General features: G+C 65.2%; 9 protein-coding genes. 2 read left to right on the top strand and 7 right to left on the bottom strand.

The window, feature by feature from the left end; all coding sequences use genetic code 11:
* Positions 1 to 11: 11 nt before the first annotated feature.
* Positions 12 to 1,958 (bottom strand): maltotransferase domain-containing protein, encoded by a 1,947-nt coding sequence (locus IQ16_RS15515; RefSeq protein WP_018641102.1) that lies wholly within the window; start codon positions 1,956 to 1,958, stop codon positions 12 to 14.
* 204 nt (positions 1,959 to 2,162) lie between these two features.
* Here IQ16_RS15515 and malQ point away from each other — a divergent pair, with 204 nt between their 5' ends.
* Entirely contained in the window at positions 2,163 to 4,124 is a 1,962-nt protein-coding gene (gene malQ, locus IQ16_RS15510) for a 4-alpha-glucanotransferase (protein ID WP_018641101.1), read from the top strand.
* Between the two features lie 30 nt (positions 4,125 to 4,154).
* On the top strand, positions 4,155 to 5,954 hold the full coding sequence (locus IQ16_RS15505) for a glycoside hydrolase family 15 protein (RefSeq protein ID WP_018641100.1): 1,800 nt from the start codon (positions 4,155 to 4,157) through the stop codon (positions 5,952 to 5,954).
* Positions 5,955 to 6,136: 182 nt separating this feature from the next.
* Here the strand turns inward: IQ16_RS15505 and IQ16_RS15495 are convergent, their stop codons facing one another.
* From IQ16_RS15495 to IQ16_RS15470, 6 genes are read right to left on the bottom strand one after another with little or no spacing between them, the layout of a single operon-like run.
* Positions 6,137 to 6,949 carry a Cof-type HAD-IIB family hydrolase gene (locus tag IQ16_RS15495; RefSeq protein ID WP_018641099.1) on the bottom strand — a complete coding sequence of 271 codons (813 nt, stop codon included), beginning with the start codon at positions 6,947 to 6,949 and terminating at the stop codon, positions 6,137 to 6,139.
* Complete coding sequence (locus tag IQ16_RS15490) at positions 6,946 to 7,488, bottom strand: gluconokinase (RefSeq protein ID WP_026311714.1); 543 nt, start codon at positions 7,486 to 7,488, stop codon at positions 6,946 to 6,948. Before IQ16_RS15490 ends, IQ16_RS15495 begins: the two co-directional genes overlap by 4 nt.
* On the bottom strand, positions 7,475 to 8,224 hold the full coding sequence (pgl, locus tag IQ16_RS15485; protein WP_026311713.1) for a 6-phosphogluconolactonase: 750 nt from the start codon (positions 8,222 to 8,224) through the stop codon (positions 7,475 to 7,477). The genes IQ16_RS15490 and pgl overlap by 14 nt, the downstream gene beginning before the upstream one ends.
* Positions 8,221 to 9,732: a glucose-6-phosphate dehydrogenase gene (zwf, locus tag IQ16_RS15480; RefSeq protein WP_018641098.1), complete on the bottom strand. Its 1,512-nt coding sequence runs from the start codon at positions 9,730 to 9,732 to the stop codon at positions 8,221 to 8,223. Before zwf ends, pgl begins: the two co-directional genes overlap by 4 nt.
* A 28-nt stretch (positions 9,733 to 9,760) precedes the next feature.
* Positions 9,761 to 10,759, bottom strand: coding sequence for a phosphogluconate dehydrogenase (NAD(+)-dependent, decarboxylating) (gnd, locus tag IQ16_RS15475; protein ID WP_018641097.1), 999 nt, complete (start codon positions 10,757 to 10,759; stop codon positions 9,761 to 9,763).
* 13 nt (positions 10,760 to 10,772) lie between these two features.
* Entirely contained in the window at positions 10,773 to 13,622 is a 2,850-nt protein-coding gene (locus IQ16_RS15470) for a bifunctional transaldolase/phosoglucose isomerase (protein WP_018641096.1), read from the bottom strand.
* Positions 13,623 to 13,891 lie beyond the last annotated feature (269 nt).

Below are 13,891 nucleotides of genomic sequence, written 5' to 3'. Positions count from 1 at the left end.
GGCGTGACCCCTTACGCCAGGCAGCGGAACAGGAGCGCAGGATCGCGGTCGGGATCGATACGCAAGCTGATCCCGCCCCATTCGATGCGGCACTGTTCGCCGGTGAGGAGGTTTTCGAGTGCCGTCACATGGTGTCGCTGTCCACCGGCGTCAACAGTGACGTCGCCGAGCGGCAGCCAGAATTCGCGCGCATGGCGCGAGAGCGCAATCACGACGACCACCGTGTTGGCGGGATCGGCCGCCTCCTTGGCGAAGGCGATCGTCTCGCCGTCCTCGATGCCGAGGAAGCGCAAGGCCGCAGTCTGCTGAAGCGCCGCGTTGTCGTTGCGGATGCGGTTGAGCGCGGCGATGTAGGGCTTGATGTTGCCGGGCGCGTTCCAGTCGCGCGTTTTGATCTGGTACTTCTCGGAATCGAGATATTCCTCGTGGCCGGGAATCGCCTCGTGCTCCAGCAGCTCGAATCCGCCAAAGATCCCGTAATTGCCCGACAGCGTCGCGGCCAGCGCGAGGCGTGATTTGAATATCCAGGGCTCGCCACTCTGGAGATGATAGGGCAAGAGGTCGGCGGTGTTGACGAACAGGTTCGCCCGATAGAAGTCCCGCTCGGGATAGCCGGTCAGCTCGCCGAGATACTGCTCCAGCTCCCACTTCGCCGTGCGCCATGGGAAATAGCTGAAGGACTGCGCGAAGCCGAGCTTGGCGAGGCCCTTCATCAGCTTCGGCCGTGCAAAGGTCTTGGAGAACAGGATCACCTCGGGATGCCGGCGGCGGATGTCGCCGATGAGCCACTCCCAGAACGGAAGTGGCGCGGTGTCGTGATTGTCGATCGCGAAGATGGTGACACCATGGTCGATCCAGAACAGCATGGCGTCGCGGAACGCATTCCACAGCCCGGTGCGATCGACGCAGCCGAAATCGGGGATGACGATGTCCGAATAGGGCCCTTCCGCCGTCCGCACCGAGCGGTCCGGTCGCCATTTGAACCATTCCGGATGCTGGGTCAGCCAGGGATGGTCCGGCGAGCACTGCACGGCAAAGTCCAGCGCAAGCTCGAGCCCGTATTCGAGACATGTGGCGACCAGCGCGCGGAAGTCCTCGATCGTGCCGAGCTCGGGATGCAACGCATCGTGCCCGCCCTCGGCGGCGCCGATCGCATAGGGCGAGCCGGGATCGCCCTCGCTCGCGACCGGTGCGTCGTTGCGGCCCTTGCGGTGAGTGTGGCCGATCGGGTGGATCGGCGTGAAGTAGAGCACGTCAAAGCCCATGGCGGCGATATCAGGCACGCGCGCAATGCAGTCGCGCAAGGTCCCATGCTGGCCGGGGACCTCGCTCTGGCTGCGCGGCATCATCTGGTACCAGGCGCCGAAGCGCGCTCTGTCGCGGTCGACGATCAGCGGGAAGAGCGGCGAGCACGTCAGGTCGGGCCGCGACTGGCTCTCGGCCATCGCTTTGCCGAGCTCGTTTGCCAGCAGCGGAGCGACGTCGCCGGTCTGGAGATAATCCTCGCATTGCCTGGTGATGACCTGTGCTGCGTCCTGCCGCGCGCCATGTGCCTTGGTCAGCAGTCCGGCGCCCTCGATCGCATCGAGGCTGACATCGGCCCCGGTCCGCCGTTTTCGCGCGACGGCGTGCGACCAGGTCGCGAACTCGTCGGTCCAGGCTTCGATCGCGTAGACAAATTGGCCGGGCTCAGCGGGCGTGAACGCGCCGGACCAGCGGTCATTGCCGTGAGGGATCATCGGCTCGCTCCGCCATTCGCGGTCCTGCTCTCCTCGCCAGATCAGCGCGGCACTGATCACGGCGTCGCCATCGCGGTAGATGTCGGCCCAGACCTCGACGCGTTCGCCCGCGATCCGCTTCACGGCGAAGCGGCCGCCGTCGATCAAGGGATAGACGTCTTCGATGAGGAAAGCGCTGCCGGCTGCGGCACTCTCGACAGTTTGAATTGTCTTGTTCACGGTGATGCCATTGACAAGAAAGCAGGAGCCCGTTTCCCTTGTCGGGAACCCACGCTTGGTACCATTATAGAAAGCCGCTTGTGTGTCATTGGTTCCCTGGGGAACGGCAAGCGCAGTTTGCGAGTTACCCCTGACTAACCTCTTCCGCGACCTCGTTAAAATCCCTGCCCCCGGCCAAATAATGGCCTGCAAGCTGCGTGCCGAATGGATCTTTTAGCTCAAGCCCGGATCAAGGGCGTTCAGTCCGAATTCATTGACGCCCTCGGCAAGCTGCGGGTCACCGCGCCCGAGGCGCTCAAATCCATCCTCGATGCCCTGCCGGAGAAGCGGGTCTACCGCTTCGTCAGCGGGCCGGTCGTGGTGCGCGCCCTCGGACATCCGCGCACCGAACTCGCGGCAACCGGGACGCCGCCGCTGCAATGGAAGATCGTCGGCAACGGCAATGTGATCGCGGAAGGCGAGACACGCGAGCCGGTCATCGCCTGGCCTGCCGGCCTGCCGCTCGGCTACCACCGCCTGACCCTGACGGATGCCGGGGGCGCGACCGAAGAGGTGCCGATGATCGTGGCGCCCGAGCGCGCCTTCGGCGGCGATTTCGATCGCGGTTGGCTGCTCGCGGTGCAGCTCTATAGCGTCCGTTCGAACCGCAATTGGGGCATCGGCGATTTCACCGATCTCGCCGGTCTCGTCCGGCTCGCCAGGCAACTCGGCGCCGACGGCGTCGGCCTCAATCCGCTGCATGTGTTGTTCGACGACCAGCCGGCCGATTGCAGCCCCTATTCGCCGAACAGCCGGCTGTTCCTCAATCCGCTCTATATCGACGTCGAGGCGATCCCGGAATTTTCCGCTGATCTCGTCCCCGATGCGGCCGCGACCGCCGCGCGTCTGCGTGAAGGCGACCGTGTGCCCTATGCCGACATGGCGGCCCTGAAATGGCTGGCCTTGCGCGCGGCCTTCAACAGCTTCGTGATGAGCGCGAGCGCGGCACGCCGCAAGGAGTTCGATGCCTTCCGCGCCGCCCGCGCGCCGCTATTGTCCCGCTTTGCCTGCTTCGAGGTGCTGCGGCATCGCTTCAACCGGCCGTGGTGGGAATGGCCGTCCGAATGGCAACAGCCGGACGAAGCCAAATGCGCCGAATTGCGCAATGGCCCTGATAAGCGCGATGTCGAGTTCGTCGAATTCGTGCAATGGACGGCCGACAGCCAATTGCATGCCGCCAAGGAGCTGGCCGGCCAGCTCGGCATGCGCGTCGGGCTCTATCTCGACGTTGCCGTCGGCGTGCAGTCGAACGGCTTCGATGCCTGGAACGAGCAGACCGCGATTTCCCGCCACCTCGCCGTCGGCGCTCCGCCCGACGTGCTCAACACCATCGGCCAGGACTGGGGCCTCGCCGGCTTCAACGCCGGTGGCCTCGAGGCGCAATCCTTCGTGCCGTTCGCCCACATGCTGGCGGCCTCGATGCGCCACGCCGGCGCCATCCGGCTTGACCACGTGCTCGGCTTGAAGCGGCTTTATCTCGTGCCGCGCGGCTTCAAGCCGGACAACGGCGCCTATGTGCAGATGCCGTTCGAGGCGCTGCTCGCCGCGGTGGTGCGCGAGAGCGCGGCCCACAAATGCATCGTGATCGGCGAGGACCTCGGCACCGTGCCGGAAGGTTTTCGCGAGACCATGCAGGATTTCGGCATCTGGTCCTATCTCGTCATGATGTTCGAGCGCGACGATAGCGGCCATTTCCGCAATATCGATCACTACCGGCCCAACGCGCTGGTGACGCTGAACACGCATGATTTGTGCACCTATGCGGGCTGGCGTTCCTTCAGCGATCTCAAGATGAAGCGCTCGCTCGGGCTCGATCCCGGCGAGAACGACCAGGCCCGCTGGGACGCGCTCGGTGCGCTCGACGAGATTTTGCGGCAGAACGGCATCAATGCCAACGACCTCTATTCGGTGCTCGCCTTCCTGTCGCGCACGCCCTCGCGCCTGCTCGCGGTGTCCATGGAGGATCTGCTCGGCGTGATCGACCAGCCCAACATTCCCGGCACGATCGACGAACATCCGAACTGGCGCCAGCGCCTTCCAGTCGCACTCGACAAGATCGCCTCGAAGGTTGATCTCACGGCCTTGAGAGCGGCGACGCGGGAACGTTCCCTGACCGGCGGGAGTTGAACAGCCGGGGCTTCCCAGGCTCGTACGACATTGACGCAGAGGATCGAGGACTATGCGCTGATCGGCGACTGCGAGACCGCGGCGCTGGTCGGGCGCAACGGCTCGATCGACTGGCTGTGCTGGCCGGCCTTCGATTCCGACGCCTGCTTTGCCGCGATCCTCGGCAACCGCAAGAATGGCCGCTGGCTGGTCGCGCCAAGCGAGGACGTCACCGCGATCTCGCGCCGCTATCTCGGCAATACCCTCATCCTTGAAACGCGGTTTGAGACCGAAAGCGGCACGGTCGCGTTGATCGACTTCATGCCGCCGCGGGGCAAGGCGTCCGACATCGTGCGTCTGGTCCGCGGCGTCGGCGGCACCGTCAAGATGCGAATGGAGCTCGTCATCCGCTTCGGCTTCGGCGTCGACATTCCCTGGGTGCGGCGGATCGACCACGCCTTGCTTGCGGTCGCCGGCCAGGACATGACGGTGCTGCGCACGCCGGTCGAGACCCGCGGCGAGGATCTGACCACGGTGTCGGACTTCGAGGTGAGGGCAGGCGAGACCATTCCCTTCGTCCTGACCTACGGTCCCTCGCATATCGAGCCGCCCGGGCCGATTGATCCTGAGGTCGCGCTTAAGGAAACCGAGAATTTCTGGCAAGATTGGTGCAGCCATTGCACCCGCGACGGCGATTATCACGACCTGATCGTGCGCTCGCTGATCACGCTGAAGGCTCTGACCTTCGCCCCCACCGGCGGCATCGTCGCGGCGCCCACCACCTCCCTGCCGGAGAAGCTCGGCGGCGCCAGGAATTGGGACTACCGCTTCTGCTGGCTGCGCGATGCCACCTTCACGCTGCTGGCGCTGATGAACTCGGGCTACACCGAGGAAGCGTCGGCCTGGCACAATTGGCTGCTGCGCGCGGCCGCCGGCTCGCCGTCGAACATGCAGATCATGTACGGCATCTGGGGCCAGCGGCGGCTGCTGGAATGGGAAGCAGCCTGGCTCGCCGGCTATGAGGGCGCGCGGCCGGTGCGTGTTGGCAACGCCGCGCATGCGCAGCTCCAGCTCGACGTCTACGGCGAGCTGATCGACGCCTTCCACCAGTCGCGCATGGCCAAGCTGAAGCTCGACGAGGAGAGCTGGGCGCTGGAATGCAACGTGCTCAACCATCTCGCCGAAGTCTGGGACCGGCCCGACCACGGCATCTGGGAGCGCCGCGGGCAGCCCCGGCACTACGTCTTCTCGAAGGTCATGACCTGGGTCGCCTTCGACCGCGGCATCAAGAGCGCCGAGACTTTTGGCTTCAAGGCGCCGCTGCTGCATTGGCGCACCTTGCGCGAAGCCATTCATTGCGACGTCTGCAACAACGGATTCGATGCCGAGGAGAACGCTTTCGTCGAGTCCTACGGCTCAAAACTGCTCGATGCCAGCGTGCTGCTGCTGCCGGCGGTCGGCTTTCTGCCGGCCGAAGACCGGCGCATCCGGGGCACCATCGTAGCGGTCGAGACGTGCCTGATGCGCGACGGTTTCGTGCTGCGGCACGATCCGCGCGAAGTGCCCGCGGGCCAGCCGCCGCTCGAAGGCGCGTTCCTCGCCTGCAGCCTGTGGCTGGCTGACGCCTATGTGCTGTCGGGCCATCTCGACAGGGCACAGGTCTTGTTCGATCGCGTGGTTGGCGTTGCGAACGATGTCGGGCTACTCGCCGAAGAATACGACTCCGCGGCCCGCCGCCAGACCGGCAACTTCCCGCAGGCGCTGACCCACATCGCACTGATCAACACGGCGCATAATCTTTCGGCGGCGAGGCAGAGAAGCGAGAAGCCGGCGATGCAGCGTTCGAAGTAGTGAATTTGGATTAGCCTTGCGTGTATCCAGAGCGGAAGTGCGCTCCCTCTCCCGCTTGCGGGGGAGGGCTGGGGTGGGGGTGCTTCCGCAGGCGAGAACCCCCGAGAGGAGAAAACCCTCACCCGCCGCTACGCGGCGACCTCTCCCGCGAGCGGGAGAGGTTGAGCGAACCCGCGGCCCGCTCAGCCCACCCCGTTCCGCTTCAAGATCATCTCCATCGCCTCGGCAAAACCGTCCTGCTCGTTGCTCCCTGTGACGTGGGTCGCCTCGTCCTTGACGTTGTCGGCGGCGTTGCCCATGGCGATCGAGGTGCCGCTGACGCGGAACATCGGGAGGTCGTTCTGCATGTCGCCGATGGTCGCGACCGCGTCGGTCGAGATGTCGAGGCGCCTGGCCATGGCCTCGACGAAGGTGCCCTTGTTGAAGCCGGGCGGCGTGATGTCGAGATAATAGGTCTGCGAACGCACCGCGGTGGCCGCGCTGCCGAGCGCCTCCTGCATCGCCTTCTCGCAAGCCGCGAGCCCGGCCGCGTCGGCGCTGGCGCCGACGATCTTGCAGGCGCTCGCAACGTACGGCGAAAAATCCGTCACGATGGTCGGATCGGAGCGGATCGTGTGCCGCTCATGCGCGACGTATTTACCATCAGGATTGTCGATCAGCCATTTGTCGGTGGTGAACAGCCAGATGTCCGCGCCGTAGTCGCGGAGGATCTGCAAGGACCGCTCGGCAGCACCCGGCGGAATCAGGTGCTGCTCGACCGGCCGCATCTCGGGATCGACGATCGAGGAGCCGTTGAACGGGCCGACCGGCAACCACAGCGCCAGCGGCTCGATCAGGAAACGCATGCCGATTGCAGGGCGGCTGGAGGTGATGGTGAAGCCGATGCCGGCCTGGTGCAGCCGTTGCACCGCGCTCCGCGCACGCTCGGTCAGCGTCTTGTCTTTCGTCAGCAGCGTGCCGTCGACGTCGGAGACCACGAGTGAGATGGGGGTCATGGCAGAACCTTGGGTATTGCCCCGCCCAGTTTCAATTGCCGTACGATGCCGTCCACGATGGCCTCGACCGTCTCGTCGATCGAGACGGTGAGGACGTGCTCGCCTGCTTCCGGCGGCTCCAGCGTGTCGAACTGGCTCGTCAGCAGCCCGGGCGGCATGAAATGGCCCTTGCGCTGCGCGAGCCGCTCGGCGATCAGCTCTTTCGTGCCCTTCAGGAAGATGAAGCGGACGTCGTCTCGTCCGCGCAGCAGCACGTCGCGATAGGTATGCTTCAACGCCGAGCAGGCGATGATGACATGCCCGCCGCGTCCGCACACCTGCTCGATCTCGTCGGCGATGGCGTTGAGCCAGGGCCAGCGGTCCTCGTCGGTGAGGGGATGGCCGGCCCGCATCTTCTCGACATTGCTGGCGGGATGGAAGCTGTCGCCGTCCTCGAAGCGCCAGCCGAGCCGCTCGCCGAGCGCCCCTGCAACCGTGCTCTTGCCCGAACCCGACACGCCCATCACGATCAACGCACAAGGTGCTTCAACGCGGCCCACGAATTTCCTCCGGAAGCGCGGCCCTGTCGACCAGCCAGACGGTCTCACCATTCGAGCGCGCGCGTAAGGCCGGCAGATTCTCGCCATTGAGGAGGCGCGTCAAGATCGCCTGCTTGTCGTGCCCGGCAATCTCGAACAGCATTTCGTGGCAGGAGGCCAGAGCGGGCAGGGTGAGCGAGACGCGCGGCACGAAGGGCGCGACGTTCGCCTCGGGAACGCCGACGACCCAGCGCCGGGTCTCCTCGATCTCGGGAAAGCCGGGAAACAGCGAGGCGGTGTGGCCGTCCGGGCCTGCGCCCATCAGGACCAGGTCGAACAGCGGCCGCGCCGGATCGAGCTGGTCTGCGCCATAGAAGGCCTGCAGCTCGCGTGCATAGGCCTGGGCGCCGCCATCGGGATTCCCGGCCGTGGTCGGGATCGGGTGGATATGGCCGGCAGGCGCATTGCGATCGAGAAATGCCGCCCGCACCACCGCCATGTTGTTGAGAGGATCGCTTTCAGGCACGAACCGCTCGTCGCCGATGAACCAGTGCGCGCGGTCCCATGGGATTTTGTCGCGGCAGGCGTCGCTGCCGAGCAATTGATAGAGCTTTTTCGGGCTTGACCCGCCGGTGAGGCAGATCGCGATACGCGAGGGGTTGGCGCCGATCCGCGCCATCACCCGTTCGGCCGCGGTCTGCGCCAGCGCCTCGGCATCGGCTGCGACGATCAGCTTCGGCTGTCCGGCCGCAATCACGAAAATTTCCGCCAGCTTCGCCCGTCGCGCCGGAGCAGCTCGTCGGCGCAGGCGGGGCCGTCGCTGCCGGCTTCATAGGTCTCGATGCCGTTGGTGCCTTCGCTTTTCCAGGCATCCAGGAACGGCTGCACGGCCTGCCATCCGGCCTCGATGCCGTCGGCGCGCTGGAACAGGATGTTGTCGCCGATCATGCAGTCGTAGATCAGCGTCTCGTAGCCGGTCGAGGGATCGGCCCGGAAATAGTCGCCGTAGCGGAACTTCATCTCGACGCCGTCGATGGTGATGCTCGGTCCCGGAATCTTGGCGTTGAACTGCAGCTCGATGGTCTCGGTCGGCGCGATGCCGATGGTGAGAAAGTTCTGCGACAGGCGATCGACGTCCGTGCCCGAAAACATCGACAGCGGCGCCTGCTTGAACTTGATCGCGACTTCGGTGCGCTTGTGACCCAGCGCCTTGCCGGTGCGCAGGTAAAAGGGGACGCCGGCCCAGCGCCAATTGTCGATCATCAGCTTGAGCGCGACAAAGGTCTCGGTGGTGCTGTCGGGCTTGACGTCCTCGGTCTTGCGATAGTCCGTGATCGCGCCGTCGCCATTGCGGCCGGCGAGATACTGCGCGCGCACCGAATTCTTCAGCGCCTCTTCCCGGCTTGGCTGCTGGATCGATGTGAGGACGTCGGCCTTCTCGGAGCGCACGGAATGTGCGTCGAAACGTGCAGGGGGCTCCATCGCCACCAGCGACATCAGCTGGAACAGATGGTTCGGCACCATGTCGCGCAGCGCGCCGGTGGCGTCGTAGAAGCCGCCGCGATGGCCGACGCCGAGCTTCTCCTCCACGGTGATCTGGATGTGGTCGATGTGGTTGCGATTCCAGATCGGCTCGAACATGCCGTTGGCAAAGCGCAGCACCAGGATGTTCTGCACCGTCTCCTTGCCGAGGTAATGATCGATCCGGTAGATCTGGTGCTCGTCCATGATCTTGAGCAGTTCGCCGTTCAGCGCACGCGCCGAGGCGAGGTCGGTGCCGAACGGCTTTTCGATCACGAGCCGCCGCCAGGCGCCGTTCTCCTTCATCATGCCGGTGCGGCCGAGCTCGCGCGCGGTCGGCGCAAACGCCGCGGGCGGCGTTGCCAGGTAGAACAGCCGGTTGCCGCCGGTGTCCTGCGCGCATTCCAGCGAATCCAGATGCTCGCGCAAGCGGTCGAAGGATGGGGGATCCTTCGGATCAGCCTCGACGAAGGTCACGCATTCCAGCAGCTTCTTTGCGACGTCGTCGTCCACAGGACGGGTCGCGAACTGGTGCAGTCCCTTCAGCAGGCTGTCGCGCAGCTCGTCATCCGACTGGCCTCTGCGGGCCACGCCGACGACGCAGAATTTTTCCGGCAGCAGGTGCTCCGCTGCCAGATTGTAGAGCGACGGCATCACCAGGCGATGGGTGAGATCACCGGTGACGCCGAAGATGACGAAGGCGCAGTTTTCCGGCTTGCGCTTGGCTTGCGGGTCTTTTGTCACGAACGATCGGCCTTCGCTCTGTTACTTGTTACTCTGGTTTCGAAGCGCCCGGCTGCTTCGGCTCCTTGTGGCCGCCGAAACCCGCGCGCATGGCGGAGAGAATTTTTTCGGCGAAGGTGTGTTCCTTGCGGGAACGGAAACGTGTGTAGAGCGCCGCGGTCAGGACTTCGGCCGGCACGGCCTCGTCGATCGCGGCATTCACGGTCCAGCGTCCTTCGCCGGAATCCTCCACGAAGCCCGAATATTCCGACAGAAGCGGGCTGTCGGCGAGCGCGGTCGAGGTGAGGTCGAGCAACCAGGATGGAATCACGCTGCCGCGCCGCCACACTTCGGCGATGTCGGCGAGATCGAAATCATAGCGATGATCCGCCGGCAGGGCGTCGATATTGGCGTTCTTGAGAATGTCGAAACCTTCGGCATAGGCCTGCATCAGGCCGTATTCGACGCCGTTGTGGATCATCTTGACGAAGTGCCCGGCGCCGACGGGGCCGGCATGGATGTAGCCCTGCTCGATGCGGGGATCGCGCCCCTCGCGTCCTTCGGTGCGCGGAATGTCGCCGGCGCCGGGCGCAAGCGCAGCAAAGATCGGATCGAGCCGGTCCACCACCTGCTTCTCGCCGCCGATCATCATGCAATAGCCGCGGTCGAGGCCCCACACGCCGCCCGACGTGCCGACGTCGACATAGTGGATGCCGCGCGCCTTCAGCGCCTTGCCGCGGCGGACGTCGTCCTGCCAGAAGGTGTTGCCGCCGTCGATGATGACGTCGCCTTCCTGCATCACGCCCGCGATGGTGTCGATCGTCGCCTCGGTGATGCGCCCCGCCGGCAGCATCACCCAGGCCGTGCGCGGACGCTCGAGCTTGGAGATGAACTCTTCCAGAGTCGCCGAGCCGACTGCGCCGTCTGCGGCAAGGCCCGCGACGGCCTTGGCGTCCTTGTCGTAGACCACGGTCGAATGTCCCTGGCGCATCAAGCGGCGAACGATGTTGCCGCCCATCCGGCCGAGGCCGATCATGCCGAGTTGCATGTGAGAGGTTCCCTTAATTCAGTGCGTCGTTGAGCGCCGCATTGAGCGCCGCGAGACCCTTCTTGAGCCCGCCCTTCAGGTGGACACGCAGCGCGCGCCGCCCGCGTTCGGTGAGCACGTCGAAATCGCCGCGCGCCTGCGCCGCCTTGATCACGCCGAAGCTCGCCTTCTGGCCCGGCACCGCCAGGTCCTTGGCGTCGTCGGCGGTGATCTGGAGGAACACGCCGCTGTCGGGCCCGCCCTTATAGGCCTGGCCCGTGGAGTGCAGGAAGCGCGGGCCGAACTCGGCACAGGTCGCGACATGCCGCTTCTCGCGCACCTCGAGCCGCATCGCCTGGAGCGCATCGATCGTCGCCTTGTCGCGCGCGATGTAGCCGAGCAGGGCGACATAGTCGCCCTCGCCCGAGCGCGACAGATGCGCCTTCAGCCAGGACGTGAGGTCGCCATTGGCGCCGGCAGCGCGCAGCGCCGTGGCGTTGGCCTCGTCGGTGTAGAGATCGGCTTCCTTGGTGCTGACCACCGGTTCTTCTGCCGGCAGCTTGCCGGTCTTCTCGAACGACGCCGTGAGCTCGCGGGTCTTGATCTTGGCCGCTTCCACGTCGGGCTGGTCGAACGGGTTGATGCCGAGGATCGAGCCTGCCACGGCCGTGGCCAGCTCGAAGCGGAAGAACTCCTGGCCGAGATGCTCGATCGACTTCATGACGATGCGCACCAAGGGATGGCCGGCCGCTTCGATCGCGGCAAGCTGGGAGTCGTGTGCAGCGTCAGCTTCGCCGTCGATGCGGATGTCGATGAAGAAGCGGTCATTGCCATAGACCGAAGGATCGCCCAGCGGCTCGCCGTCGATCGGGATCAGGCCCTTGCCCTCCTTGCCGGTCGATTCCGCGATCAGCTGCTCGGCCCAGGCGCCGAAATCGGCGATCTTCTTCGATGACAGGATCGTCACCTTGTCGCGGCCATCGAGCGCGGCCAATCCCATGGCAAGGCCGAGCTGCACGCCCGGGTTTTCGGACGGCGGCACGTCCGGTCCGCACGAGCGCGCCATCGCAAGCGCATGCTTGACGAAGGTCTTGACGTCGATGCCGGCAGTTGCCGCCGGCACCAGGCCGAACGGCGAGAGCACCGAATAGCGTCCGCCGATCGAGGGCTCGCCATGGAAGATACGGGCATAGTTCAGCGTCTTCGCCGCCTTCTCCAGCGACGAGCCGGGATCGGTCACCGCGATGAAGCGATGGCCGGTCTTCACCTTGGGGCCGACCGCCTTGGCAACCTGATCATGGAAATAATCCTTCATCGCGTTCGGCTCGGTGGTGCCGCCGGACTTGCTGGAGACGATGAACACGGTGTTGGCGATGTCGATCTTGTCTTCCATCGCCCGCACCTGCGCCGGATCGGTGGAGTCAAGCACGTGCAGCTTGGGGAAGCCCGGCTTCTTGCCAAAGGTCTCGGCCAGCACCTCGGGTCCGAGGCTCGATCCGCCCATGCCGAGCACGACGGCGTCGGAGAATTTCTGGCCCTTCACGCGGCCCGCATAATCCTCGTAGTCGGCAACGTCTGCCTTGGCGGCGCTGTCGAGCCAGCCGAGCCATTTGTCCTCGTCGGTGCCGGTCCAGACCGACTTGTCGCGCTGCCAGAGCCTGCGGATTTTTGCCGAGGCACGCCATTCCTCGGTGCTCTTGGCGACAGCCTTGCCGAGGCCGTCGCCGAGCGAAAGCTGCTGGCGATCGAGCGCCGGCCCGAGCACGGTGGCGCGCTTGTGGGCGACCGCGCCGTAGAGCTTGTCGGCGGCATCCGCAAACAGCTTGACGCCGTCCCTGACCAGCTCCTCGGTGATCGCATCCAGTGAGATGCCGGAGCGCTCCAGCTCCTCCAGCACGCGCCTTGCGTCCTCGACATTCTCTTCCAGGCTGTCGCGCGGCTTGCCGTGGTCGCGGAACGCATCCAGCGTTGCCGGCGGCACGGTGTTGATGGTGTCGGGGCCGATCAGCTCCTCGACATAGAGGACGTCGCTGTAGTCCTTGTTCTTGGTGCCGGTTGACGCCCACAGCATGCGCTGCGGCTTGGCGCCCTTGGCGGCGAGCTTCTCCCAGCGCGGACCCGAGAACAGGCGCTTGTAATCCTGGTAGGCGACCTTGGCATTGGCGATTGCGACCTTGCCCTTCAGCGCGGCGAGCCGCTCCTTCTCGGACGGATCGTTGGCGCGCGCGATCTTCTCGTCGAGCTGCTTGTCGACCACCGAGTCGATGCGGCTGACGAAGAAGCTCGCCACGCTGGCGACGTGCGACGGATCGCCGCCGCCGGCGACGTATTTTTCGAGACCCGCCAGATAGGCCTCGGCCACCTCGAGATAGACCGCCTTGGAGAACAGCAGCGTGATGTTGATGCTGATGCCGTCGCCGATCAGCGTCTCGATCGCCGGCAGGCCCTCGGGCGTCGCCGGCACCTTCACCATCAGGTTCTTGCGGCCAACGTCCTTCCACAGCCGCCGTGCCTCAGCGACGGTGCCGGCGGTGTCCATCGCCAGATAGGGCGAGACTTCCAGGCTGACATAGCCGTCACCGCCCTTGAGGCGGTCATAGACCGGGCGCAGCACGTCGGCGGCATTCTGGATGTCCTCGACCGCGACGGCCTCGAACAGGTCGGCCACGGTCCGGTCGCCGCGCTTCAGCGCCTTGCCGATCGGGGCGTCGTATTCGTCCGAACTGCCGATCGCCTTCTCGAAGATCGACGGGTTCGAGGTGACGCCCTTGACGCCATCGGTATCGATCAGCCGCTTCAGGTCGCCCTTGGCGATGAAACCGCGGGCCAGGAAGTCCAGCCAGACGGCCTGTCCGTGCTTTTCCAGTTCTTTGACGGGATTCATGATGCTTATTTATCTCCAAGCCTGCGGGCGAGGGGTTTCCGCGCCGGTCCTGACGCGCTATCCTCTAGCTTACATGCACCCGGGAGGGAACCAATCAAGGGTCTGAGCGTCATACTCTCAGTGTAACTCCGTCGCGATCATGGCGATCCAGGCGGCAGTGGCTGTGTTGCGTAAAAAGTCGTTGGCCGGAAAGGTTCGGCCGAGGTCTGGTTGCGTAACGTCTGTCGGCCGCTGCACAGCGTGTCGTCAGCAGATTCCGGTCTGCCCGA

It is taken from the genome of Bradyrhizobium huanghuaihaiense, assembly GCF_007830635.1.
GTDB lineage: Bacteria > Pseudomonadota > Alphaproteobacteria > Rhizobiales > Xanthobacteraceae > Bradyrhizobium > Bradyrhizobium huanghuaihaiense.
This window is presented reverse-complemented; position numbering and strand designations above follow the sequence as displayed.